This window comes from Rathayibacter sp. AY2B7, from assembly GCF_002931635.1.
GTDB lineage: Bacteria > Actinomycetota > Actinomycetes > Actinomycetales > Microbacteriaceae > Rathayibacter.
The window spans coordinates 1-24,078 of the sequence record NZ_PSUC01000048.1; the positions used below are offsets into that span (position 1 = coordinate 1).

Consider the following 24,078-nt stretch of genomic DNA (forward strand, 5'->3'; position numbering starts at 1 on the left):
TCGCGCGCCACGACGAGGCCCACCGCGAAGGAGACGCTGGTGGAGAGGGAGCGGGCCGTGAGGCTGGGCCGGTAGCCGAGCTCGGCGGCGACGCGGAGGATCCGCTCGCGGGAGTCGGGCGAGACGCCGGGCCGGTCGTTGAGCGCGAACGAGACGAGCGCCTTGCTCACGCCGGCTTCACGCGCGACGTCGAGGATCGTCGGTCTGCCCGCCATGGGAGCTCCTTCGCTCATCGCCGCGTCTGAACCGGTTTTGTAAACCGGTTCAGAGCACCGTAGCAGGGAGGCGGGCGGAGGAAAAGAGGGAGGTGGATGAGGCGGTGCGCGTGCCACCTGGAGCCCGTTCCCCGCCTGTCCCCGGTGCTGGGACGTGCACGCGTCGGCCGATCGCTACGGTGACGGCACCTGCGTATGGGCGCCCAGGATGGCCGCCGAGCGAGTGGCTCCAGGCCGCTCACGGAACCGTCGTCCGGCGGAATCTGAGAGCCCTCCGCGTCCCGGCTCCGGCTCGGCTGGCTGGTGCTGGAGTGTCCCGGTGCCCGGTGACCCCGCAGGCACTCCCCCGACCCGAGAGAGAGAACGATCATGGCCCGCCCCCACTCCGCCAGCCGCACCACGAGCGAGCAGCGCACCGAGCACGCCGAGCAGTACTCGGCCGGAGCGCGCTACGCCTCGGAGGCGTTCGGCACCTTCCTCCTGGTCGCCGGCGGCGTCGGCACCGCGGTCTTCGCCTCCGCCTTCCCCGACTCCGGCAACGCGCTCGGAGTCGGCTTCCTCGGCGTCGCCCTCGCCTTCGGCCTCACCGTGATGGCCGGCATCTACGCCGTCGGTCACATCTCCGGCGGCCACTTCAACCCCGCCGTCAGCATCGGACTCGCCATCGCCGGCCGTACCGAGTGGAAGCACATCCCCGGCTACATCGTCAGCCAGATCCTCGGCGGGCTCGTCGGAGCCGGAGTCGTCTTCCTCGTCGCCGCCGACGGCCCCGCCGGCTACCTCGCCGCCGCCCGCGACTCCGGCTTCGCCTCCAACGGCTACGGCGCTGGATCGCCTGGCGGCTTCGGCCTCGGCGCAGTGCTGCTGACCGAGATCGTCCTGACCGCCGTCTTCGTCGCCGTCATCCTCTCCGTCACCGCGAAGAGCGAGTACAAGGCCGTCGCGCCCCTGGCGATCGGCTTCACGCTGACGCTCGTGCACCTGATCAGCATCCCGGTGAGCAACACGTCGGTGAACCCGGCGCGGTCGATCGCTGCCGCGGTGTTCGCAGGGCCGGACCAGCTCGGCCAGGTGTGGGTGTTCATCGTGGCCCCGATCGTTGGAGCGGCGATTGCCGGCATCGGGACGAAGGCGCTGAACCTCCGGAAGTAGGGGGTCGAAGGGCCGCGCCGTAACGGGCGCCTCCCCCTGAGCAAGAGCACACCGACGCTTCCGTCGCACCTTCAGGGACATTCGGGTAGAGGGGCGGCGAAAGAGTGGTTGAGATCCGGCCGGGTAGTTGAAAGCACCAGATCCAGGCGGCGTCTCGCCCCTGGGCTCACTCGAGGCACGTCCTCACCCGGGGGGTGCTCGACCACGGGTTCGCGAGGCAATCCTCGCCGCTGTCACACCTCCTTCGATAGCCGCCGCGTTGAGCTACAGCCAACCGCAACGAATCGCCGAAAGTACGCCCGGAACCACGCCACCCTGGTGCCGCTTCGCCCGAGGGAACTGTCTTGAACCCAAAGCGAGCCATCCCACCGCAAGGCGCCTTCCCGAGACAGCCATGCGTCCAGGTTCCTACGGGAGCTCTGGCTTCGCCTGCGAGGCGACCGCGTGTCCCGGAAGCTGAAGGTTCTGAGCGCCCCAACCGTCCCGACGCATCATCCTCATAAGGAGCCGTCCCGTCATGGTCACACGCCTGAAGCTTGTAACGCGCTGGCGCAGGGTCGAGGGCGCCGCGAGGACACCTACTGCCTGATTCTTACGGGTCCTGAGTATCGCTCGATTCCACAGACTGAAACCTCGTTCGAGCAACGGACGTCCGAAACAGCCGCGCAACAGTCAGTTGCAACACTCGCCGTTTTTCACCGCTTCGCTATGGTGGGAACCCACGCTCGTCCAGGAAAGGGTGACCCGCTTGACACTGCAACCAGCGCTCCTCAGAGCAGTTCTGAGCGGAGAGGCAATTCTACTGACAGGCGCCGGTTTTTCGAGGGGTCTAAAAGATCTTGACGGCGATTCATTACCTACGGGATTCGGACTAGCGAAAAGCATCTGGCCTATCGCCTTCGGCGATGAAGCATTTGACGACAATTCGTCGCTTGCACTTATCTACGAAGCTTCACTTCGCGCTTCTCGTAAGCTGTTAGGCGAACAGCTTGAACGTCACTTCCGGGTCGATCGCTCTAGCATTCCAAAGCGATATGGATCTTGGTTCGACTTCCCGTGGCACAAAATCTACACGCTTAACGTCGACGATTTGGATGATGCTATAGCATCCAAGCCTGGTCATGACCGGCTACAGATCATTTCGGCATTAACAAGCACGCCCGGCGAGCTACGGCAGGGTCGGACACCAATTGTGCACCTCAACGGTCGACTGGACGAATTCCCTAAGCTGACGTTCACGCCAGCTGAATTCGCGGGACGTACGGTCAGAAGTGACCCTTGGTACGCGGAGTTTGTCAGCGACCTTGCCACAAGGCACGTGATTGTCGTTGGCTCTGTCCTAGACGAACCGCCCCTTTGGCATTACCTGGAACTACGAGGATCACTGGGCGATAAGAAAGAGTTGCGTCCGAAATCGTGGCTTGTAAGCCCTAGCCTTGACCGCGCACGCCAAGCTGTGTTGCAACGTCTCAATTTCGACCTGGAACTGGCGACGGAAGAACAGTTTTTCGAGAAATACCTCAAGCCCGAGTTGCCTCGGCTAGCTGAAAAGGTTAAAGCCCTTCAAAACCGACCGACAGTCGGCATGCTCGATTTTCAAAGGGTCGATGAACTTGTGCGAAACGCGAAAACAGGAAACGCCGACTACCTACTCGGCCGCGCGCCGGTCTGGGGCGATGTCGTTCAAGGGTTTGCTGCCGAATTCGAGTCCGACGCCGATCTAACTGCTGCAATCGACGCCGTAACACACGGCGTTGTGACGTTGCACGGGAGTGCAGGATCTGGAAAGACAACGTCGCTCATGCGCGCAGCCGCGGTCTTGGCCAACCGTGGCGACCGAGTCTTCTGGATCAGCGCGGACAGCGAAGAATCGTTTGGCAACATCCGACAGGCCGCTCGGAAAGCTGAACCAGATTATCTCTTTATCGATGATGTCGACCGCTTTGCGACCGACGCGTCGAACCTCATCCAAGGACTCCTGAACGAAAACGTTGGCTTGGTTATTGTTCTTGGTGTATCGTCACATCGCTTCGTACAGCTAGACTACGAAAAGTTGATTCCGAGCGATTCAGTTATCGAACTGATGCAACTCACTGATCAAGATGCCGAACATCTCATTGACGAGCTGGAGAGGGGCAAACGTTTAGGAGTCTTGGTAAATAAGACGCGGGACCAAAAAATCAATGCAGTTACCAGGAGCGCGCAGCGTCAGCTCCTCGTCACTTTAATCGAGGCCACCTCGGGCGAGGACTTCCATGCAAAAGTAGCCCGCGAGTGTGATGACTTGGATCCGGCATCCATGACGGTCTACGGCGTCATCTGCATGGCGGTAACTGCTGACAGCCAGGGCTTGAGCAAGCAGGACATCCTCGTTGCGGCCTATGATTTTCAGCCCAATGAGGTCTTAGAGGCCCTTCGTCACCTCGAGGTATCTCACCTACTCACAGTAACCGAGCGATCCCTGTATCAGGCGCGTCATCGGGTTATTGCCGATTCCGCCGTGGCGCATTTCAGGAACGAAGGCCTCCTGAGCCGATGGACCGTCAGAATAATATTCTTGCTGGCGTCGAAATATGACGCTACCAGCGGTCGACGCTCCCGATACAAAAAACTGTTGATTCGGTTTCTGAGTCATGAACGACTGAAAAAACTGCTTGGCGACACTGCACAAGTTCAGCGCGTTTATGGAGACGTCGAGGAATGGCTGTCGCGAGAGTTTCACTACTGGCTTCAGCGAGGCAGTTTCGAAACTACCTATGGAGATCTTCCATCGGCGGAAAACTTTCTCAATTCCGCCCGGACGCTATCTCCAGATGATGTTTGGTCAGAAACGGCCTGGAGCCTCCTGCTAATGAAGAAAGCGTTGAACGCTCCGGGCACGACGCAGGCGACCATCTGGGCCAGCGAGGCCGAGAGCATACTTCTTGGAATACTTGCGGAAACGACAAGATCTACACCGCACACGATGGTCGTGTATCTGCGTTACATGTTGCGATGGCTGCAAAGCGCCAAGCTTGGCGTGGAAGAACAACGTCATCTACGTGAAGATCTCCTGCAGCAGGCAACCATTGCAAAATATAAATACGCAAGTTCTCCCGAGACAGTTGAAGTTGCACTAAAAGCGCAATCATGGATTTCCACCAATGCAATATTCGACCCCGCGTCAGAGTTCATGTAGTCCGGATCCTGGTTTTCGATCTTGGTTTTTATCGTCCTTTGCTCACCGTGAGGGCGCACGGACTGAGCATCAGTGGTCATCTCCGTACAGACTTGACGTCGGCCATGCCTGTCGATTGTCCGGCCGTTTAATTTGCTCGGTAATCTGGCGGCGAGCGGCCGAAGACGATCGGAAGGTGGCTCCGCGCGGGGGCGGCGCTACACCAACCAGGTAGCGTGCGGCGCGGCTCAAGGGATCGAACGGGGGAACGGTCCCAGGCAACTGCGGGCTCGAGCTGATGAATGACGAGGGGCTCCGGTCTTGTGCCTACCGCATGGAGACGTCCGGTAGAAAGTTGCAGAGTTTGCACTGATAATGGACCAACGAACGACGTACTCTCTTTCCTCGCCGAAGACACTACGGAACAGGATCCCGAGCCCCGAATGACCGATGCGCAGCGCGGCCAAATTCGTATTGCTTTCGCGCATCTCGGCATTAGTGCGGCACGCGAACAGTTCGATGTGGTGGAGCAGCTCACAGGCCAGAAGCTCTTCTCCGATCGCCATCTGGAACGGCGGCACGCGCAGAACTTGATCATCGGTCTGCAACATCGCGTGCATGCGACGGGCTCGAACCGCAGCGGGGACGCCTGGGCTGATCGGGAGGAAGACACCTGGATCGACAGGCTGTGATGTTCGATCGCGAGTTGCTGCCATCCTATGGGCAGCTAGTTCGACGAAGAGCCGAGACCCAATGCATCAAAGGTATCCGCCAGCAGGCCAGCACTGATTAGCGCCTCGCAAGCTTCGTGCCACTGCTCACGACCCATCGGATGGCGATGTGCAGCCGGCCGGCGAAGATCGCGATTCACCTTCTGCCATCGCGGCACAAGCTCGGCTACCTCGCTCCGATCTAGCCCTCGATCTTGAAGTGACAGCCATAGATCTTCCTCGAGCTTTGTCGTGCTCACGTTGCGGTCGGCGCTGGCCCCTTTTAGAGCTCCGATGATCTGGCCGAGCATGCGCAAGTCTCGTTCGTACTTTGGTTTCGCCAGGATGAGCGGCTCAATCGCGCCTATGTGAAGCGTGTACTCGAGAGCCGCACACAGTCCGATGATGGGACCGGAGTAGTCGCTGTACTCGGGTTGTCGGCTGCCGGTGTGCAGGGCTGTCGCAAGCATTTTCTGCACGTCAGCGGGCAGCTTGGTCCATCGTGCGCTAGTAAGCAGAGCTTCGAGTGTGTTCCTATCGCTTTTGAGGTCAGTTTCATGGAAGTCGGCCCAGCTGATCAAACTGTGCTTGATCCGTAACACAGAGTGTTCAGTGGCCGCGTCTTCGTTGCTGATTTCCAGCTCCTCGTCGGCAGGTGGAATCTCCATCGCAAGCGCGGCGAGCACCAGGTCGACCGCAAGTTCAAGGCCGTCTGTGCCCTCCGGCACGGATGCCGGATTGAGTTGGATTGCTGCGATCTCTTCTCCTTCGCCAGCATAGAGTCTGTACTGCTCCAAACTTCCGTTCGCTGTCGAGTAGTAGAGGATCGCGCCGCGACGAGGATGCACCGAGAAATTTTCGAAGTACCCGAGGAGCTTGTATAGCTCTTCTGTGGGAAGTTGCGTTCGCTGGCGCAACTTCGGGTCAAGGATGACGTACGTGGTCGTTCCACCGGTTGGTGTCACTCTGACCACGATGTCGGGTCGTCCGCCTAGCGCCGCGCCGGTGTGGCGAATCCAGCGTCCTCGAAGACCGGTGATGGTCGACCACGCGGTTTGATAGTTGAGTTCTACTTCGCCGGCGAAGTGTTGAAATCGGTAAGTGACTCCGCTCTGCGACCAGCCGGGTTCTACGTGAGGCTCGTTCTGTCCGAGTCGTCGGGCCAGTGCCCGCATCAAGTGGTGCAGGCACCACAATTCGAAGAGGGTGCGGTCGAATTGGTCGCCGTAGAACGCCCACTCAATCTCTCCGGCATCGACCGGGGGCTCGCCTCCGACGGCTCGGGCTACCCATGCGGCAAGTTCTGCGTAAGGCGAAGAGTTGCGCATGGTGCGCCGTTGCGCTCGCCGCTGCACCTGCTGGGTGAGTAAGAGGACGGTCCGGTCCAGTCGCAGGTTGGCCGCTTGCTCCGAACACTGGGCGTAAGTCGGCCTGTTGGCCATAGTCCGAAGCTGGCGCGTAAGGAGAGTGACGGCCTGCGCTTCGACCGCTTCAGCACTGGCAGTGCTCACCGCAAGGGAGTCGCGAAGTTCTCTCTGCATCCAAGACAGTGCGTACGTGACGAGCACATTTTCCGCAGTGCGAGAAGAACGACTGGACTGCAGAGTTGGGAAAGTGCGCTCTTCGCCTATGACGCTGCGCTGTACGAGCCATCGTTGGGCGTCGAACTGTCCGGTGACGCTTCCCACCTCATCGGTGACTCGGAGCTCATATCGAAAGTTTGGTCGTCGCTCGATGCGCTCGACGATGTCGAGCAGTTTCGACGCGGCGGCAATCGCGACGCGAAGACGCAGTCCCGCAAGCACCGCGGGGGCGCCCTCTCGGTGACTTGCGGCTCCTACTGATCGCTTCGAGACGAGTGGTTGCGTGCCGCTGGAGAAGTAGCGGCCGACCAGCCGAATGGCGCTTTGCACGCCGGCTCGTCGTGCTGCTTCGCTGAGGTACCCCCCGTCGGCCGCATTCGCGTCCTCCATTTCTTCGGTCAAGGTACGTCAAACGGCGTGGGGGTCAAGGAGGTGCTTTAGTGCCGCTGCCGACCGCGTCAGGTCGTTGTCATTAAAGAGCTGTCGGAAGGTGCGCTCTTGATCGGCATCGATTTGAGTCATCTGCGGGATAATCCGGTCGGCTATTCCGGCGTCGATGACGGCTCGGGGAGGTCGAGTGGGCGCGGAGTCGAGCAGGACGTACCTCAAGAGGTCCACCAGTTGAGCCGTGCCTATGGGTACGCCAGGAACCATGGCGGCGGGGTACCGCACAGCGTTGATGACCTTTTGAATGACGAGTAGCTCCGGCTCGAGGCGGATCCACGTGGCTTCATAGGTTTCCACGACGTGGGTCCGGTACGTCTCGCTCAGCCACTCATGTGCGGCAGTGAAAGCGTTGTCAATCTCCGGCGAGATTTTCGCTTCGGTTGCCTCGTCGGGGACGGTGATGGTGACGAACTGGAAGCGACGCGTGAGTCCTTGTGAGATGGAGTTGATGAAGCCAGTGTCGAGATCGTTCATCGCGGCGATGATGCGAAATCGAGCCGGGGCCCACAGCCGCTTACGGCTTGGCTCGTGTTCGAACCAGAGCTCGACGGGGGTGCGGTCGAGGTGTGCGGAGTCGCAAGAAGACAGCAGCGTGTACAGGGATCCGATGGCTTTATCGATGTCGGCGCGGTTGAACTCGTCGATGAATAGCCAGGTGCCTTGGGGCTCGTCTAGGTTCAGGTCCTGAACGGTGCCGTCTTCGGGAGCCTGAAGGCGAACTTGTTCTGCGCAGGCGATCATCGCTTCCGTCGCGGTTCCGAGGACGGGGACGAGTCCGCCGTTACGGTCAGGTCGGTACCCTCCGACCACGTGGAAGGGGGACCAGTCGCTAGTGGCCGTGGACTCGCGGTACTCCACATCGAACGCATCACACAGCGCGCGGGCGATGGTGGTTTTTCCGGTACCTGGCGGCCCCTGCAACACCAAGTGCCCCATGAGCAATCCTGTCACGCACCGGCGGATCGTGTTCTCCATATCGGGGAGACCGATGCGCTTGTCGTCCAGGGCTTCGAGGACCCGGCCCGTCAGCGCGTCGACATCCGCCGAGCGGAGGGGTCGAAGGGTAGTGCCCCTGGTCCAAGCAAGCGATTGATCATCCTGCGCCTCGCTCAGATCCGGTTCGTCGGAGACGGCTTCTGGGCTCGGCGAGCTCGCCATCTGTTCCCGCGCCTCGGGTGGGGCGAGTGCAGAAGCCGCGAGTAGCGCAGGGCTCCATTCGGGATGAGATAAAAGTTCTGGCAGTTCGAGGGATCGTGGTGTTGTGATGCGCTTGAAGTCCGATGGCGTCAGCCCGAGATAGTCAGCGCCCTCGTTGACCAAATCTGCTGTAGTGGGCTCGGTGAGCCACTCGTGGTCCCGAGTGAGGAAGACAGCGAGCGCCTCCCGGGCGGGGAGGGAAGTGCCGTGGAGTTGCTCGAGGAGAACATCGATCGCGTCAGCTAACAGGCCGTTTTGGAAATGTTCGTCCGTGAACAGGACTCGCTGAGGGTTTTTTCGTGTCCCGTTGTTCCACACTGTCTTCCGGCCGGCGTTGACGAGACCGCGCCACCGAATCTTCTTGCTCGTAGGAACGAACGGGTTGATGCTCCCCCGAGCAGCATTGGTAGGAAGTACGGCGAACAGGTCATCGACGCCTTCGTCGACACCGAGCGTGGTGAAGGCGTAACCAGCTCTGTGCATGCGCGCCGCGGCAAGGTAAGTCAGCATCCAGTTCGACAGCGTGACATTCGCCGCGGCATGCTCGGACAGCTGTACGAGCGCGGCCTCGAAGGCCGCCTCAGAGACTTTGGGCATTAGTGGACGTCGTCAGCATCGGGCATGCCTCCTATTCTAGGAGGTAGCGTAGGGGCTAGAGCGCTCCGGTCATCGGGAGCGCTTGGACGGCATTGGGTATGGCGGTGGTCGCGAACCCACTAGCCGGTACGGAGCTGATCGCCTCTTCGGCCGCCGCGAGGTACGTAGGTGAGATGTCGATTCCGATGAAGCGTCGCCCCAGCGCTCGGGCGGCGACTCCAGCGGTGCCGCTTCCTACGAAGGGATCCAAGACAACGTCGTTGACATCGGTACTCAGCGCGATGCAGCGCCCGGGTAGAGCAGTTGGGAACTGGGCCCCGTGGAGGCCACGCCCGGCCGACGTGGGCAGGACCCACACGTCCGAGAGCTTATCCGACTCCCACCCGACGTTGCGGCCACCGAGCGCGGGAGCAACCCGCCGGTACGCCGTCTTATCGAACTTGGGCGTCCGGCCAGTCGTCAAGTGCAGCACGTACTCTAGGCCGCGACTGACGCGGGAGTTCTGTGGCTCGGGCAGGCTGCTGGTCTTGGCCCAAGTTATGACGCTCTTGACGAAGTATCCGAGGCGGCTGGCGCGTTCTGCCACTTGCATCGGGATCATGCACTGCTCACCGTCTTTCAGGTACGAGTGCCCAGCACTATAACGCCGCGCCTCGTGATCGGCCCAGGCCCGGTCATCCTTCCCTTGCATAGCGCGCAACGCCTCCGCCGCGTTACCTCGAATCTGAGTGCGGGTATTATACGAGTCCATCAGGTTCCACCAAAGCGACGCGTCGCCGGTCAGAACGTGGCGGAGCTCGTGGAGGATCTGTGCGGTGTGGCGGACGAAGCCGTCAGGGGTTTGCTCGTGGCCATACGCGCAAGTCTCGCCGTCTGCCCAGTCGACCTGTAGCGAATCCTTATAGATGCGCATCCCCCAATATGGAGTGGATGTAACAACGCACTGCACACTCGCCGGGGCAACGGAGCGGATTTGATCGAGGACATGGCCCTCCATCAGGAGGTGGCCGCCTTCGATTTCCTGAACCTCCGGCTTTTCGTCAGCCTGGCTTGCTGAGACCAGGTAAGGCAGCACTCGGCTACGTGGAACGAAAGTCTCGCGGAAGGCGTCCTGATCCAGGATGAGAATCACGTCATCCGTAGAAAGCGCGCCCGCGTGCCCGACGACTTTCCGGACGAAGCTGACGGACATTCCAACGACGGGGGCGACGTCGGCGGCACGGAACGTCCCGGTAGCCCCCGCCCACGCGGCTCGGTCGAGCGAAGCGACGGCCGTTCGGGGCTTGATGTCGGGGAGCGAGTTAGCCACAGCGGTCCTTCCATTGGGGCCCACACAGCATCGGCCCGAACAATCGTATCATTACCAGGGGTGTGTCATCGCCGTGTCACGATCACTTCTGCTCAAGCCGAAATACTGGCGCGACGAGTACGCGTAGCGCGTGTGAAGCGGCTGTGGACGGAGCAGTAGCTTGCCGAGGCGTCGGGAGTATCGCGTGCAACAATTGCACGCATTGAGGCAAACCACCTGATCCCGCATATGCGTTCCGTAGCCGCAATCGCTCACGCCATGGACATCGACCCAAACGAGCTTCTGGACGACGTTCGGCTGAGCTAGAGCCATCTCACTCTTAGGTGCTGACCAGGATTCGGTGGTTTCGAGAGGAATCGACCAGCCGACTGGCCTGTTGACACTGCCGCCGTCGTGTTCAGTGAGCACTTCGAGGTAAATCTGGAGAGCCGATTGTCGTTGCGGCCTGACAGCGCGCTGGTTGCGCAAAGGCGCGTCCACCACAGCTCCCTCCTGACGAATGGCGCCCAAGCGGTGTACTTGTCAGGTTCGAGCATCTCCAAGTCGCCAACGAGGAGTTTGGAGCCCTTCACGGACACGCTTACCCGGGTGAGGGTCGAGTCAGCGCTAAAGTCGAAACATTCAGGCTGCTAATCCTACAAGCCGCATTCCGACCGTTGATCACCGCTTGAGCGCGGGCGGCCGTGCCACGCGCGCGACTGGGGGGTAGAGGACCCCCCCTCATGCGGACCGACCCGGTCCGGGTCGGCTTGCACGCACGCTCAGAGAGCGATCGAGTGGATCATGAGCACCTTGAAGCCGATGAGGGTGCCGAAGTCGGTGTAGTCCTTAGTCGCTGGGGAGCGACTCCGGCCTCGCGGACGGGGCAGCGCTTTGCCGCTAACCTCGGACGACGATGTGCGGAACCGGGCCCTTGATAAGCTGAATCCTTAACATTAGGGCAGCAGAGATGATTCTCCAGCTAGGCGTATAGACGCAAGTCGCTTTCGAGCAACGGCTCCTCTTTAAGGACGTCGATGAGCGCTCGAAGTGCACTCCATGCGACAGCTTCTGCATTATCGAAGCCCTCAGAATTTGCGGCCCGAAAAGCGGCCCGCAAGACTGCTTGATGTCTCGCGTGAATTTCGTTCACGCCTAAAACGGTCTCGAACAGATCGGCGAAATCTTCGAAGTAGCGGTAGAGCGTGCCGATACCGACGCCGGCGCGAGCGGCCACTTGGGCTGTCGTCGCCCTTTCTCGACCAACTTCGACGACAATCTGCCTTGCTGAAGCGAGGATTGTTGCCCGAGTCCGATGGGCGCGATCTTGAATTGGTTCTACCGTGCGATTGAGGGAGTCCGTCATGCTCACAATTTTGCCAGCGAAACGCTGGCACATGACACATACTCATGTTACGATTCTCAAGTTTTGAACCCGCGAGTGCCGCGGCCGGCGAAGACGTGGGTCCTCGGGCTCGCTCAGTCCAGCCTCGATGATGCACTGGAACGACTACCGTGGCGATCTCGTGGTTGCCGCAGAAGACGGCGATGGCGGTCTGGTCCTCGATCAGTCGCGCGGCGAGGAGCTGGCTCGACTGGGGCTCTCCGATCGCTTCGAATGGATGGCGAGCCGTAGCTACTCCCACGGCCTTCAGCGCACTGTGAGAGCCGGTGGTGCGACTGCCCTGGGGCCACGACGGGGGAATGCGGATGCGGTCCAACGTCCGGTGGCCCAGCTCCCAGAGGTGCTTGGTGACCGTCTAGGTCGCGACCAGATCATTCACGGCCACCTGGGGCCGCGAACAACACGCGCCGATAGTGCCATGGCGGGGATATGCTCCGGAATCAGGGAGAGTGCGGCCACGCCGGGCGCCTCGAAGGTGAGGATGACGATCCAAGGGGACAAGGCGCATCACGGCGGCTCCTGTCACGACCCGCCCTTCCAGGAGCGACCAGGGGTCTGCCACCCCCGCTTCGATACCATCTTCCCCCTGCCCGACCCCACTCCCGACGCCCCCGAGGTCGCCGCCGAGCACCTCCGCGCGGAGCTGCAGCTGCGGCGCTTCGGTCGGCTCCGCCTCACCATCGACATCGCGCTGGGCAGCGGATTCCTCGCGCCCTACGACCTCGTCGTCGTCCGCCTCGACACCGGCGCCGAGATCATCCGCGTGAAGGCCGATCTCACCGATCCCCACTACCTCCTCGGTCAGGTCGAGCTCGACCTCGAGACGAAGACGGTCGCCGAGTTCCTCGAGGAGTGGCGCCCCGCCTGAGGAGCCCCGAGCCACGCTCTACTGCTTCGTGTAGTCCGCCGAGAAGGTCGACGGGCTCCCGCCCGCCGGGGTGATCGTCTGGGTGACCTTCAGCGGCACCCAGGTCACGGTGAGCTGGTCGCCGTTCACGCCTCCGCCGCTGATCGTGCCGGAACGCTGGGCCGTCAGGTCGACGGTGCTCGTCGTCCCGGTCGAGGAGTCGGTGGTCGTCAGGACGACGCGTCGGGTGGAGCCCTCCGGGACGCTCAGGAGATCGCCCCGGGGGTCGGCGATCGTCGTCCGCAGCGGCTGGAGGATCGTGATGCCCGCCGGAGTGAAGTCGAAGCACTCGGCTCCTCCGAGGACGGCGGTGGACAGGATCGGCTTCGTCGAGCCGAGCGAGGACACCGTCAGGGTCCGGACGATCCCCTCGGACGGACGGCACGACACTCCCAGCCCGCCGCGGGACGTCGAATTCCCGTTCCCGGCCGCGTCGACGACGGGATCGAGGCGGGAGCCCTCCTTCGAGACGGTCATCTTCTCCCAGATGAGGGGGAACGTGGCGGATCCGTCTCCCGTCGTGCTGATGCTGATCGCGTCGACCGTCACGGAGTCGAAGGCGTACGTCATCCCGCCGGGCCGCCTGCACGGCGCCGTGGAGGCGTCGCACGTGCCGACGGCGCCGAGCTGCACGGTCACGTGCGGGATCACCGATCGGGCGTTCACCGCCTTCTCGAACTCGATCGCGATCTTCGCGGTGTCGATGTCGACGACGGTCGTCGTATCGGCCCGCCCGCCCAGGTACTCCGTCAGGGAGCAGAAGCCCTTCCCGTCGACGGCGATGGTCCTGGTGTCGAAGGTGAAGGTGATGAGCGGGGAGCCGGCGGGAGCGCAGCCGTCGGGGAAGCCGAGGGAGGTGTCCTCCGGCTCGGCGCCGGCGGGACCTGCGGGGCCCTGGGGTCCGGTCGCGCCGGTGTCGCCCTTCACGCCCTGGACGCCCGACGGACCGGCGGCACCGGTGTCGCCCTTGACCCCCTGCGGACCGGCGGCGCCCGTGTCGCCCTTCACTCCCTGAGCGCCCGTCGGACCAGCAGCGCCGACCGTGCCGTCAGCGCCGCGCGCGCCCTGGAGGCCCTGGAGCCCCTGCAGACCCTGAGGTCCGACGATGCCCTCCGGACCTCGGGCACCGGGGGCCGCGATCTGCACCCAGACCCCGGTGCCGGCTGCCGGGGAGACCGCGCGGTTATCGGTCACGGCGACGTAGGCGCCGCCTCCGAACGCGACGACGCTCGACGGCGGGCCGGCGCGGTAGGACGACCGCTCGTTCCAGGGCGCGACCGCCGACCAGGCCGCGGTGCCGTCGGCACCGGTCGCACCGGTCGCACCGGTCGCGCCGGTCGCGCCGGTCGCGCCGGTCGCTCCCGTCGCGCCGATCGCTCCAGCGGCGCCGGTCGCACCGACGGCTCCGGTGGCACCCGTTGCACCCGCTGCCCCGTCAGCACCTCGAGCTCCCGTCGCGCCGGTCGCGCCGTCAGCGCCGGTCGCGCCGGTCGCCCCGTCAGCGCCGGTGGCACCAGTCGCACCGGTCGCTCCATCGGCACCGGCTGCACCCGTCGCGCCGTCTGCTCCGGTCGCCCCGGTCGCACCATCAGCACCGGCTGCACCGGTCGCGCCGTCCGCTCCGGTCGCTCCCGTCGCCCCATCGGCACCCGTCGCGCCCGTCGCCCCGGTCGCTCCGGTCGCTCCGTCCGCTCCCGCAACGCCGGCCGGACCCTGCGCACCCGCGGGCCCGGCAGCTCCGTCTGAACCGGCCGCGCCCGTCGCGCCCGTCGCCCCGGTCGCTCCCCTCGCGCCCTGCGGACCCGTCGACCCCTTCGCTCCCGTCGCGCCCTTCGCCCCCGTCGCGCCCTTCGCCCCCGTCGCGCCCTTCGCCCCCGGAGCACCCTTCGCGCCCTGCGGTCCCGTCGCCCCTCGCGGGCCCGTCGCGCCCCGTGGCCCGGTCGCCCCTCGCGGCCCTGTACCGACCGTCGACGACGACGCGACCGCCGTGCGGGCATCGGCCGACGTCGGATCCGTCGCCCAGGCGACCGCGATCTCGCCGGCGGGACCGCAGTGCACCGACGACGCGACCGGACGCAGGGCGCCCGACGCGGGATCGAAGCATCCGTTCTGCGCGGACGCGGCTGCCGGAGTCACGGAGGCGAGGGCGCCTGCTCCCACCAGGAGCAGAGCCGAGACGGCGGCCACTGCTCGAGCGGCTCGGGGGTGCTTCCAGGAAGCGAAGGGCAGCGTCATGTCGGTCCTCGTCGTCGGGGGCCTCGCAGCCTCGTCTGGTGCTGGCGCCTGTGCCGGAGCATCGACTCCACGAGCGGAGCGGCGACCGTTCGCACCCTGTGTGCGAGCAGCGTCACTTTCTCAGGGGAACACCGGTCGATCGAGACCCCAGAACGGCCGATCCGCTCGCGGCAGGACCACCGCAGGATCTCGCCCGCCGTGCAACGCTCAACCCCGAGCCGGCCATGTACTCGGTAGACGCTCGACCGACGAAGGATGGACCCGATGACGCGACGCACACTCGACGACCTGCTCTCCCGCAGCGACCCCGCGAACGACGACCGGGCGCCCGGCGTCCGCACCGCCCTGCACGCCGTGATCGCCGAGACCCGCGAGCGCGCTCCCCGCCGGCCCTCGCGCTCGAGGGCGTGGTGGCTCGCGGCTCCCGTCCTCCTCGTCCCGGGTCTCGTGCTGGCGACCAGCGCCGGCACCGACGTCCGCTCGGTCCCCGACTTCACGATCCCGATCAGCTACACCACCGGCTCCGGCGCGGCGGTGTCGTGCTCGATCGACTACTTCAACGGCGAGATCGACTACCGCGAGGTCACCACCTCCGCGACCGACTACCTGCGCGCGCAGGACTGGAGCGGCGTCGGCCAGCGGATCCACGACGACGCGGTCGCCTACACGACCGACCCCGCCTGGCTGGCCTCGGACATGAACAGCGACGGCCCCGGCCTCTCTGACGAGACGATCCGCTGGCGCGCCTGGATCACCGCGGCGGACGACCACATCCTCGACACAATCCCCGAGGGCGTGATCGTCGAGGGCGACGGCGGCCTGGGCGGCAGCACCGACTGCACAGGAGAGCTGTGATGAGCGCCGGCGAGGCGGCGCCGTCGATGGCGCGCAGCGTCGTCCGCTCCCCCGCGCGCGACCGCGAGGCCGAGATCACGGCCCTGGTCGAGCGGGAGGCAGCGGACCTGCTCCGCTACTTCGCGCGGCGGACGGCGAGCCCCGAGGACGCCGCGGACCTCCTCAGCGACACCCTCCTGATCCTCTGGCGGAAGGAGCGGTCGATCCCCGAGGACGAGACGCGCGCGCGGATGTGGGCGTTCGGCGTCGCCCGGCGGGTGCTCTCGGGCCAGCGCCGCACCGCCACCCGGAGGAGCGCGCTGGTCGAGCGGCTGGCGGAGGAGCTCCGCATCACTCCGCCCGCGCCGGCCGACGACGCGGCCGAGGACGTCCGCGCCGCGATCGCGCAGCTGAAGCCCGTCGACCAGGAGATCATCACCCTCGTGTACTGGGACGGCTTCTCCCTCGCCGAAGCGGCCGAGATCCTGTCCCTCCGCGCCGCAACCGTGCGGAGTCGGCACGCGCGGGCGCGGGCGACGCTGCGGGAGGCGCTGGCGGCGGCGATGTGAGGAGGGGTGCGCAAAACTTCGCCCGGCGCCCCCGCCTGAGTAGCATCCCCCGCATGAGCAGGCTCGTCGTCTCCGTCCTCACCTCGCTCGACGGCCGCTTCGAGGGGCCCGGGCACGACCTCTCGGCGCTGCCGTTCGAGGACGCGTTCAACGACCACAACCTCGAGCTGCTGCGCCGCGCGGGGACGCTCGTCTACGGCGGCCGCTGGTTCCGCGACAACTGGGACAGCTGGAGCGCCGTCGCCGCGGACGGGACGGCGGGCGAGCGGGAGCACGAGACCGCGCGGCTGGTCACGTCGCTCGACGCGCTGGTGATCAGCGACTCCCTGGCTCCCGATCCGGAGGCGCCGTGGGCCGCCACCACCCGGATCGTGCCGCGGGAGCAGGGTCCGGCCGAGATCGAGCGGCTCAAGCAGGCCGACGGAGGCGACCTGCTGATGTTCGGCAGCGGCACGACCTGGAATCCGCTCCTCGAGCAGGGCCTGGTGGACGAGCTGATCGTCCTCGTCGGCGCAGGCCTCGCTGGCGGCGGGACGCCGCTCTACTCCGGGGCGCCGCAGCACGGCCTGCGCCTCCTCGACGCGACGGTTCTGCCGGGCTCTGAGCTGGTGCGGCTCCGCTACGACGCGAGCGGGGCCGGCGGGCGGCCGCACAACCTCCGCTGAGACAGGGCGGCCTCCCTCAGGAGCCCACGCCCCTCCTCTCAGCTGACGTCGTGCGCGCCCGAGGCCGGGGCAGCTGGTGAGAGCGAGCCTCCAGCGGACTCCTCCGGCCGGCGGAGTGCCCGAGCGCACAGCCGGACCCCCAGATGCGCAGTCGCCGCGCCTCCCGCCAGCATCCCGGCCCCCACCACCGTCCACGTCGTCAGGCTGGAGCTCGGCGCGCCGAGCAGACCGTAGAAGAGCCCGACCCCGCTGCCGACCAGAGCGGTCGCGACCAGCGGGATCGCCAACGCCGATCCCTTCTCCGACCGCGTCCACGCCGAGCTGCAGAGAACGGCGACGGCGCCGATCAGCCAGCCGACGCCGGGGATCAGCAGCCAGCCGAAGGCGAAGACCAGGGAGGCCGCGACCGCGAACCACCGACGGCGGAGGACCGTCCGCTCGTCACCGCGATGGACTCCGGCCTCGACTCCGCTCGTCATGCATCGGAGCCTACGGAGACGGGTGGCACCATGCGACGGAGTGGCGCGGGATCAGCCGGACGGCGCCACTCCCTCCTCCGCTCGGTACTGAGGAGCCGGTCCTGCCGAGCCGGTCCTCGAGCGCTGACACTCAGCCCACCTGAGGCGCCTCCCGCCCTGCGCTCACCCCGCGACCGTCAGCGACACCTCGACCGCCACGTCCTCGGGCCCCTCCCCCAGCACCGTCTGCCGCACCTCGACCCCGTCGAGCCGGAGGCCGCGGTCTCCGGCGGCGTCGAAGAGCGCGACGATCGCCGGATGCAGAGTCCCCTCGGGCAGTTCCTCCCCGTCGCGAGGCCGCCAGGTGGCGACCAGCTCGGTGCGCGCCGGGAGGATCGCGGCGAGACCGGCGAGGTCGCCCTCCGCCGACGTCGGCCAGCAGCAGACGAGCTCCGCCGAACCCGGCTCGCCCGCCCGGAGCGCCGTCCAGAAACGTCCCGTCGGCCCGATCCCTGCCGCGTGCACTCGAGTGGCGAGCGCGCCGAAGATCTCGTTCGCCTCGTCGTCGCCCGGTCCGTCGGCCTCGTCCAGCGCGATCGTGAGGACCTGGCCGACGTACGGCTGCGCCGGCATCGTCCGCTCGGCGACCTCGACCGGCACGGCGAGCGCCCGCAGCGCCACCTCGGCGGCCTCGAACGCCCGGTCCTCCTGCTCCCGCTCCGCGAGCACGCGCTCCTTGTGCGCCTGCAGCGCCTCCGCCGCGGTGCCGGCTCGAGTCGCCGCCGCGACCTCGGGCAGCGGCACCCCCGCGCTCCGGAGGGCGCTGATCACGACTCCGGCCCGGACCTGCGCGTCGGCGTACCGACGGTACGACGACCGCTCGTCGACCTCCGCCGGGACCAGCACGCCCTTCTCGTCGTAGTGCCGGAGCGCCTTCACGCTCAGACCCGTGATGCCTGCGTACTCCCCGATGCCCACCATGCCTCCAGCATCCCGTCTCCCCCGGCGGGAGGGTCAACGGGCGGGAGGGGCAACGGGCGGCGAGGTCGACCAGCAGGAGGGTCGACCGGCGGGACGGGTCGACCAGCGGGACGGCCAGCAGCGGAGCCGGGCGGGAGGCGACGCGACCGGCGTCGGCGGACCCGACCCCGCATCACGTCACGCGCCGACCCCTCAGCCCTTGCGCCTCACCGCGCGCTCACCAGCCCACGGGCCCCGCGCTCCCCGCCTCGTACTCGTCCAGCGGAGCGTCGCCCGCGGCCCAGGCGGAGAGCACCGGAGTGATGATGCGCCAGCACTGCTCGGCCACGTCACCGGGGACCGAGAGCAGGGTGTCGCCCTGCAGAATCCCGGCGAGGACCTGCGCGTAGGGGTCGAGCGTGGCCGCGCCGGGCTGCGCCGTCAGGGTGGTGCGCTCGAGGTCGGTCAGCTCGTCGGCGCTGTTCACGACCAGGTCGAGGCTGACGTCGCCGCCCTTGAGGCCGATCCGGAGGACCGTCCCGGCGTCGCCCTCAGCCGCCTGCAGGCCGCGCGGGGGCGTAGCGGCGCGGAAGTGGATCGCCACCTCGCGGCGAGGGTCGCCGATCGCCTTGCCGGAGCGGAGGACGAAGGGGACGCCCGCCCAGCGCGGAGTGTCGACCTGGAGCAGCAGCTGCGCGAGGGTCTCGGTGCCGGTCTCGGGGTCGACGTCGGGCTCGTCGACGTAGGAGGGGAAGAAGCGGCCGTCGACGCGGCCCTCGGTGTAGCGGGCGCGGCGGGCGGAGGAGGGGTCGTCGCGCCAGAGCCGCACGGCGCCGAGCACCTCGGCCATGCGCGCGTGGACCTCGTCGGGCGCGACCTCGTCGGGGCGCTCCATCGTGGTCAGCGCGAGCACCATCAGGAGGTGGCTCTGCAGCATGTCGCGCAGCGCGCCGGTCTTCTCGTAGAAGGCCGCGCGGCCCTCGATGCCGAGCGTCTCGTCGTAGACGATCTCGACCTTCTCGATCCACTCGGCGCTCCAGCTCGCCTCGAGCATGCTGTTGCCGAAGCGCAGGCCCAGCATCCCGAGCACGGTCGCGTTGCCGAGGAAGTGGTCGATGCGCCAGAGGCGGCTCTCGGGGAGGACCTTCGCGAACGCCGCGTTGAGGGCGATCGCGTCGTCGAGGTCCTCGCCGAACGGCTTCTCGATGGCGACGACCAGCTCCTCGGGCAGGTCGAGCTCGGCGAGCGAGTCGGCGACCTTGTGCCCCATCGCCGGCGGCAGGGCGACGTAGAGCACCGGAGTCGACGGGCAGGCGTCGAGGAGGGCCTTCAGCTGCTCCGGGTCGGAGGCGTCGGTGGCGACGAAGCGCGCGCGCGACGCGAGGGCCTCGACCGTGTGCGCGGCGACTCCGGCCGCCTCGAGGCTGCGGCGGACGAGGCTCTGCCACTCCTCGTCGGTCTGGGGCGTGCGCGCCGCGCCGATCAGCGTGAGCTCGAGGTCGCGCGCGAGCTCGGCCACCCGGCCCAGGCCCGGCAGCAGCAGCCGCTCGGTGAGGTCGCCGCCCGCTCCGAGGATCGCGATGCTCCGCCGCTCGCTCCCCAGTGCCGCGGCCTCGGGGATTCCGATCTGCTCCGTCATGGTGTCTCCCTCGTAGCCGTCGTGAGTCAGCGGCCACAGTACGCGCCGGGCCCTGGCGTGAGGCCGGGAGCCGGGAGGGGTTGAGGAAGCGGGCGCGGAGTGGCAGGGCGGCGCGGTCGGGAGCGAGAGAGCTGGACAACCTCCGCTGAGACGCGGCCTGCCGTGTCGGGGCAGGGACCCCCCTTCTCAGCCGACGTCGGGCCGCGACCCACGACGCCCGGCCCGCCGCAGCCGTCCCGCACAGCACGTCATCCCTCTCCGGTACCGTCCGGCGGTACCCTGCCCGCATGCGCCTGCGCCAGGTCGTCCTCGACACGGAGGACGCCCGCGCCCTCTCCGCCTTCTACCTCGCCCTGCTCGGCGGCGAGTACCGCCCCGGCGACGAGCCGCCCGCGGACGGCTCGGACGACGAGGCGGAGTGGGACGCGATCGTCACCGCCGACGGCGCGAAGCTCACGTTCCAGCGGGTGGCCGCCCTGCCGCGCGCGACCTGGCCGGAGGGGCCCGTCCCGCAGCAGCTGCACCTCGACTTCATGGTCGCGGACGCCGACGAGCTCGACCGGCAGAAGACCCGGGCGCTCGCTCTCGGCGCCGAGCTGATCGAGGACAGGAGCGAGGACCCGGAGGAGTCGCTCCACGTCCTCGCCGATCCGGCCGGCCACCCGTTCTGCGTCTTCGTCGCGCCCGACTACCCGGCGGAGTAGGGGCGCGCGGCTTCCGCGAGCCGCACGCGTCGGATCACATGCCGGTGATCGTGACCGTCGTCGCCGCCGCGATCACCGCGGCTCCCGTGACGCTCGCGGCGGTTCCCGCGAGGACGGCGGCGGCCGCCGGCCCTGCCCAGTGCTGCGCCGCGAGCGACCGGATCGCCTGCCGGTCCGGGATACCGGGCCTCGGCGAGAGCGCTCCGGCCGCGTCGAGCAGGCCGATGAGCGCCGCGTCCGACGGAAGAGGCGCCGTCCGAGCCGCGAGGACCTCGGCGACCCGGATCCGCAGCCGCTCGTCCTCCGCCGGCTCCACGGCGGCGACCCGCTCGAGGAGGGCGGCCCGCAGCTCCCTCCGAGTGAGGCGGGCGATCCACCAGGAGACGCTGCGCGGTGCTCGCTCCGCTGCGATCCACCCGAGGGCCCCGTCGAGCACGGCGTCCCCGAGCGCGGACCGCTCCGACCCGAGGGCGACGGCTCCGGCGTCCACCTCGACGCGCCGCTGGAGGGAGAGCTCGGCGAGGACGGAGGCGGCCAGGACGGTGTCGAGGGCACCCGACGAAGCCGCGGGCCGCCCGTCGCTCCGCCGCAGCAGGAGGAGGAGAGCGACGGGGAGGGGCGGCTGCCCGGCTCCGGGGGGCGCAGCTGCCGGCGGGGTGGTGGGAGCGGGCTGTTCCGAGGAGTTCCGTGTCGAGTCGGCCATCCCTCGAGCCTGACCCCCGACCCGTCGAGTCCGCATCCGCCGGGCGACGGGTCCTCCGTCGTCCGACCGATCGACCGGCCGGACCCGCCCGAGAGCCGAGGTCGCGCCCCGAAGCGGACCGCTCCTCCGCCACATCGGGCGTCAGACCACCCCCGCCGCCGTCCCCGACACGATCAGGTCGGCGCGGTCGCGGGTGGCCTCGATCAGCAGCGCGTTCCGCCCGTCGACCTCGGAGGCCCAGGCGGAGGCCGCCTCGGGGGCACGGCCGAAGGAGACGTGGCGGTCGACCAGGCGCTCGAAGCGCTCGGTCTCGGGAGTCGCGCAGAACCAGGCCTCGTCGAACTCGGCGCGCAGCAGCGCCCACGGGCCCTCGTCGACGAGGAGGTAGTTGCCCTCCAGCACCACGAGCGACGCCGAGGGGTGCACGGCCAGCGCGCCGGCCACTCCCTCGTCGACGGTCCGCTCGAAGGTGGGCGCGTAGACGACGTGGTCGGTCTCGGCGCGCAGCCTCCGCACCAGGGCGAGGAAGCCCCAGCCGTCGAACGTGTCGAGGGCGCCCTTGCGATCGTGGCGGCCGAGCTCGTCGAGCGTGGCGTTGGCGAGGTGGAAGCCGTCCATCGGCACGAAGGCGGCGGTCCCCTCCCCCGCGAGCTCGTTCGCGCGGGCGACCACGGCCCGGGCGAGCGTGGTCTTGCCGGCCCCGGGGCTGCCGGCGATCGCGACGATCGCGCGGCGGCCCGGCGAGGTCAGCGCGAGCGCGCGCCCGGCCAGCTCGTCGAGGCCGGGCCGCACCGCGTCGGGCGCGACCTCGGTCTCAGGCCTCGCCACGGCTGCTCTCCAGCGCGTTCACCAGGAAGCCGTGGGCGTGGCGGGCGAGCGCGGGGCCGTCGTTCCAGAGGTTCCGCCACACGGCCAGGTCGTTCGAGAGGGTCGGCGAGACGACGGCCGACGAGAACGACTCGAAGGTGATGGGTCCGCGGTAGTCGATCGCGGCGAGGGCGTGGAAGAACGTCGTGAAGTCGAGATGGCCGCTGCCGAGGTAGCCGCGGTGGTTCTCTCCGATGTGGACATACCCGAGACGATCCCCGACCAGCAGCACCGGGCGGAAGAAGTCGTCCTCCTCGATGTTCATGTGGTACGTGTCCAGGTGGATCAGGACGTTGTCGGCGCCGATGTCGTCGGCGAGGCGCAGGGCGTCCGCGGCGGTGTTGATGACGTTGGTCTCGTAGCGGTTGCAGATCTCGAGGCCGAGGGTCATGCCCTTCGTCGAGGCCTCGGCGGCGAGGTCGGTCAGCACCGAGACGACGTTCGCGCGGCCCGCGGCCGAGAGGGGCGCGCTGTACTTGCCGAGCGCGCTGTAGAGGGCGCCGGTGAAGTGGGTGCCGCCGAGCGCGTGGGTGGTCTCGAGGGAGTCGGCGAGCAGCTTCGCGCCGCGGGCCACCACCTCCGGGTCGTCGCTGGAGACGTCGGCCGAGAAGGCGAGGCCGCGCGAGCAGACGATGCCGAGGTCGTTCGCCTCGAGGGCGGCGCGGGCGGAGGCGGTGTCGAGGTTCTGCACGTCGTGCAGCGAGAGCTCCAGCAGGTCGAATCCGGCCGCCTTGGTCTGCTCGATCGTCGCGGTCACTTCGTCGGGGGTGGTGCCGCCGGCGAAGACGAGGGCGTGCACTCCGAGAGGGTTCGTGGTCATGGTGGTGCTCCTTGGTTCGAGAGGTTCAGGGGCGGCGTCGGGCCGCGGGGTCGGTGTCGAGCAGGTCCGCGAGGAACGCGTGGCCGGAGGTCGCGAGGGCGACGGGGTCGTGCCAGAGCTCGCGCCAGAGGCCCATGCCCTCGGCCGAGGCCGGGGGCTGGACGGCGGGCGAGAAGCTCTCGAGGGTGAGCGGACCGCGGTAGCCGGAGTCGGCGAGCGCCGCCGCGAGCCCGGTCCAGTCGGTGCTCCCGGTGCCCAGCTCTCCGCGGTGGTTCTCGGAGGCGTGGAGGTAGCCGAGCAGGTCGCCGGCGTCGCGGACGGCGCTCGCGAGGTCGACCTCCTCGAGGTGGGCGTGGAACGTGTCGAGATGCAGGAGCACGTTCGGCGCGTCGAGCTCGCGGAGGAACGCGGCGGTCTGGGCGGCCGTGTTCAGCAGGTTGCTCTCGTAGCGGTTCACGTACTCCGCTCCGACGACGACGCCGACGGGAGCGGCGGCCGCGGCGACCCTCCGCAGCACGTCGAGCGAGCGCGAGCGGGCAGCCGCGTCGGCCGCGTGCTCGTACTTGCGCATGGCCGAGTAGGTGACTCCGCCGACGTACCGCGCGCCGATCTCCTCGGCGAACCGCACGGCCGCCAGGAGCCGCTCCTCGCCGCGGCCGGCCGTGGCCTGGTCGGTGATGTCGGAGTCGGCGTCCAGCGCGAGCGAGACGACCGCGTCGATCCCGTGCTCGTCGAGCAGGTCGGCGGTCCACGCGGAGGCGTCGGGGTCGGCGGGAGCCGGGATCTCGATCAGGTCGAAGCCGATCGAGGCGGCGGCGCCGATCGCGCGGCGCCCCGACTCCGGCGTCCAGTCGCCGACGAGCAGGCCCGCGTGGACCCCGATCGGCGACGAGCGCTCCGTGCTCCCGCGGTGCAGGAACTCGGGGTGCATCAGGCGGCCTTCGCGCCCGTGATCAGCGAGACGAG

At 67.4% G+C, this 24,078-nt stretch carries 21 protein-coding genes and 1 pseudogene; 9 read left to right on the forward strand and 13 right to left on the reverse strand.

The features are described from left to right. On the reverse strand, positions 1–215 hold a 215-nt coding region (locus C5C27_RS09535), incomplete at its 3' end, for a LacI family DNA-binding transcriptional regulator (protein ID WP_146079646.1). Between the two features lie 369 nt (positions 216–584). Here C5C27_RS09535 and aqpZ point away from each other — a divergent pair. The 3 genes from aqpZ (at position 585) to C5C27_RS09545 (ending at position 5,216) form a co-directional block, all read left to right on the forward strand. Beyond that, a complete protein-coding gene (aqpZ, locus tag C5C27_RS09540) occupies positions 585–1,367 on the forward strand; it encodes an aquaporin Z (RefSeq protein ID WP_104314235.1) in 783 nt (260 codons plus the stop codon). Positions 1,368–2,115: 748 nt separating this feature from the next. Then, on the forward strand, positions 2,116–4,545 hold the full coding sequence (locus tag C5C27_RS17705) for a hypothetical protein (RefSeq protein WP_146079647.1): 2,430 nt from the start codon (positions 2,116–2,118) through the stop codon (positions 4,543–4,545). 422 nt (positions 4,546–4,967) lie between these two features. After that, positions 4,968–5,216: a hypothetical protein gene (locus tag C5C27_RS09545; protein WP_104314236.1), complete on the forward strand. Its 249-nt coding sequence runs from the start codon at positions 4,968–4,970 to the stop codon at positions 5,214–5,216. Positions 5,217–5,251: 35 nt separating this feature from the next. On the opposite strand, the gene C5C27_RS17710 is transcribed toward C5C27_RS09545, so the two are convergent. The 3 genes from C5C27_RS17710 to C5C27_RS09555 are packed head-to-tail and all read right to left on the reverse strand — an operon-like array spanning position 5,252 to position 10,367. Continuing rightward, positions 5,252–7,219 carry a hypothetical protein gene (locus tag C5C27_RS17710; protein WP_146079648.1) on the reverse strand — a complete coding sequence of 656 codons (1,968 nt, stop codon included), beginning with the start codon at positions 7,217–7,219 and terminating at the stop codon, positions 5,252–5,254. A 6-nt stretch (positions 7,220–7,225) separates the two neighbouring features. After that, complete coding sequence (locus C5C27_RS09550) at positions 7,226–9,058, reverse strand: AAA family ATPase (protein ID WP_104314237.1); 1,833 nt, start codon at positions 9,056–9,058, stop codon at positions 7,226–7,228. Positions 9,059–9,113: 55 nt separating this feature from the next. Continuing rightward, a complete protein-coding gene (locus tag C5C27_RS09555) occupies positions 9,114–10,367 on the reverse strand; it encodes a site-specific DNA-methyltransferase (protein WP_104314238.1) in 1,254 nt (417 codons plus the stop codon). Between the two features lie 171 nt (positions 10,368–10,538). Here C5C27_RS09555 and C5C27_RS18835 point away from each other — a divergent pair. Further along, positions 10,539–10,673: pseudogene (locus C5C27_RS18835) on the forward strand (helix-turn-helix domain-containing protein); the annotation flags it as partial. Between the two features lie 655 nt (positions 10,674–11,328). Here the strand turns inward: C5C27_RS18835 and C5C27_RS09565 are convergent. Next, positions 11,329–11,712, reverse strand: coding sequence for a TetR/AcrR family transcriptional regulator (locus C5C27_RS09565; protein WP_258066578.1), 384 nt, complete (start codon positions 11,710–11,712; stop codon positions 11,329–11,331). 520 nt (positions 11,713–12,232) lie between these two features. On the opposite strand from C5C27_RS09565, the gene C5C27_RS09570 reads away from it, so the two are divergent. After that, positions 12,233–12,619 carry a hypothetical protein gene (locus C5C27_RS09570; protein WP_104314240.1) on the forward strand — a complete coding sequence of 129 codons (387 nt, stop codon included), beginning with the start codon at positions 12,233–12,235 and terminating at the stop codon, positions 12,617–12,619. Positions 12,620–12,637: 18 nt separating this feature from the next. On the opposite strand, the gene C5C27_RS18365 is transcribed toward C5C27_RS09570, so the two are convergent. Beyond that, positions 12,638–13,852 (reverse strand): collagen-like protein, encoded by a 1,215-nt coding sequence (locus tag C5C27_RS18365; RefSeq protein ID WP_219813155.1) that lies wholly within the window; start codon positions 13,850–13,852, stop codon positions 12,638–12,640. Positions 13,853–15,157: 1,305 nt separating this feature from the next. Here C5C27_RS18365 and C5C27_RS09580 point away from each other — a divergent pair. Genes C5C27_RS09580 through C5C27_RS09590 form a run of 3 tightly spaced genes read left to right on the forward strand, consistent with a single transcriptional unit; the run spans position 15,158 to position 16,961 of the window. Then, positions 15,158–15,748 (forward strand): hypothetical protein, encoded by a 591-nt coding sequence (locus C5C27_RS09580; protein ID WP_104314242.1) that lies wholly within the window; start codon positions 15,158–15,160, stop codon positions 15,746–15,748. Beyond that, entirely contained in the window at positions 15,748–16,296 is a 549-nt protein-coding gene (locus tag C5C27_RS09585) for an RNA polymerase sigma factor (RefSeq protein ID WP_219813156.1), read from the forward strand. Before C5C27_RS09580 ends, C5C27_RS09585 begins: the two co-directional genes overlap by 1 nt. A 53-nt stretch (positions 16,297–16,349) precedes the next feature. Continuing rightward, positions 16,350–16,961, forward strand: coding sequence for a dihydrofolate reductase family protein (locus tag C5C27_RS09590; RefSeq protein WP_104314243.1), 612 nt, complete (start codon positions 16,350–16,352; stop codon positions 16,959–16,961). A gap of 38 nt (positions 16,962–16,999) precedes the next feature. Here the strand turns inward: C5C27_RS09590 and C5C27_RS09595 are convergent, their stop codons facing one another. The 3 genes from C5C27_RS09595 to C5C27_RS09605 form a co-directional block, all read right to left on the reverse strand. After that, positions 17,000–17,440 carry a hypothetical protein gene (locus C5C27_RS09595; protein ID WP_104314244.1) on the reverse strand — a complete coding sequence of 147 codons (441 nt, stop codon included), beginning with the start codon at positions 17,438–17,440 and terminating at the stop codon, positions 17,000–17,002. A 162-nt stretch (positions 17,441–17,602) separates the two neighbouring features. Continuing rightward, entirely contained in the window at positions 17,603–18,400 is a 798-nt protein-coding gene (locus C5C27_RS09600) for a MerR family transcriptional regulator (RefSeq protein ID WP_104314245.1), read from the reverse strand. 217 nt (positions 18,401–18,617) lie between these two features. Beyond that, positions 18,618–20,018 (reverse strand): glucose-6-phosphate dehydrogenase, encoded by a 1,401-nt coding sequence (locus tag C5C27_RS09605; protein ID WP_104314246.1) that lies wholly within the window; start codon positions 20,016–20,018, stop codon positions 18,618–18,620. Positions 20,019–20,305: 287 nt separating this feature from the next. Between C5C27_RS09605 and C5C27_RS09610 the strand changes: the two genes are divergently transcribed. Further along, positions 20,306–20,722, forward strand: a complete 417-nt coding sequence (locus C5C27_RS09610) for a VOC family protein (protein ID WP_104314247.1) — start codon at positions 20,306–20,308, stop codon at positions 20,720–20,722. A gap of 34 nt (positions 20,723–20,756) precedes the next feature. Here C5C27_RS09610 and C5C27_RS09615 read toward each other — a convergent pair whose 3' ends face one another. From C5C27_RS09615 to C5C27_RS09630, 4 genes are all read right to left on the reverse strand, one after another. Continuing rightward, complete coding sequence (locus tag C5C27_RS09615) at positions 20,757–21,425, reverse strand: GPP34 family phosphoprotein (RefSeq protein WP_181133494.1); 669 nt, start codon at positions 21,423–21,425, stop codon at positions 20,757–20,759. Positions 21,426–21,566: 141 nt separating this feature from the next. After that, positions 21,567–22,253 carry a nucleoside/nucleotide kinase family protein gene (locus C5C27_RS09620; protein WP_208543338.1) on the reverse strand — a complete coding sequence of 229 codons (687 nt, stop codon included), beginning with the start codon at positions 22,251–22,253 and terminating at the stop codon, positions 21,567–21,569. Continuing rightward, positions 22,240–23,112, reverse strand: a complete 873-nt coding sequence (locus tag C5C27_RS09625; protein ID WP_104225811.1) for a sugar phosphate isomerase/epimerase — start codon at positions 23,110–23,112, stop codon at positions 22,240–22,242. Before C5C27_RS09625 ends, C5C27_RS09620 begins: the two co-directional genes overlap by 14 nt. A gap of 25 nt (positions 23,113–23,137) precedes the next feature. Further along, on the reverse strand, positions 23,138–24,078 hold a 941-nt coding region (locus tag C5C27_RS09630), incomplete at its 5' end, for a sugar phosphate isomerase/epimerase (protein ID WP_219813157.1).

Coding starts and splice junctions, on each gene's coding strand:
- aqpZ (WP_104314235.1), top strand. CDS start 585: ATGGCCCGCCCCCACTCCGCCAGCCGCACCACGAGCGAGCAGCGCACC.
- C5C27_RS09580 (WP_104314242.1), top strand. CDS start 15,158: ATGACGCGACGCACACTCGACGACCTGCTCTCCCGCAGCGACCCCGCG.
- C5C27_RS09545 (WP_104314236.1), top strand. CDS start 4,968: ATGACCGATGCGCAGCGCGGCCAAATTCGTATTGCTTTCGCGCATCTC.
- C5C27_RS09595 (WP_104314244.1), bottom strand. CDS start 17,440: ATGACGAGCGGAGTCGAGGCCGGAGTCCATCGCGGTGACGAGCGGACG.
- C5C27_RS09605 (WP_104314246.1), bottom strand. CDS start 20,018: ATGACGGAGCAGATCGGAATCCCCGAGGCCGCGGCACTGGGGAGCGAG.
- C5C27_RS09550 (WP_104314237.1), bottom strand. CDS start 9,058: ATGCCCAAAGTCTCTGAGGCGGCCTTCGAGGCCGCGCTCGTACAGCTG.
- C5C27_RS09585 (WP_219813156.1), top strand. CDS start 15,748: ATGAGCGCCGGCGAGGCGGCGCCGTCGATGGCGCGCAGCGTCGTCCGC.
- C5C27_RS09610 (WP_104314247.1), top strand. CDS start 20,306: ATGCGCCTGCGCCAGGTCGTCCTCGACACGGAGGACGCCCGCGCCCTC.
- C5C27_RS09615 (WP_181133494.1), bottom strand. CDS start 21,425: ATGGCCGACTCGACACGGAACTCCTCGGAACAGCCCGCTCCCACCACC.
- C5C27_RS09570 (WP_104314240.1), top strand. CDS start 12,233: ATGACGATCCAAGGGGACAAGGCGCATCACGGCGGCTCCTGTCACGAC.
- C5C27_RS09600 (WP_104314245.1), bottom strand. CDS start 18,400: ATGGTGGGCATCGGGGAGTACGCAGGCATCACGGGTCTGAGCGTGAAG.
- C5C27_RS09590 (WP_104314243.1), top strand. CDS start 16,350: ATGAGCAGGCTCGTCGTCTCCGTCCTCACCTCGCTCGACGGCCGCTTC.
- C5C27_RS09565 (WP_258066578.1), bottom strand. CDS start 11,712: ATGACGGACTCCCTCAATCGCACGGTAGAACCAATTCAAGATCGCGCC.
- C5C27_RS09625 (WP_104225811.1), bottom strand. CDS start 23,112: ATGACCACGAACCCTCTCGGAGTGCACGCCCTCGTCTTCGCCGGCGGC.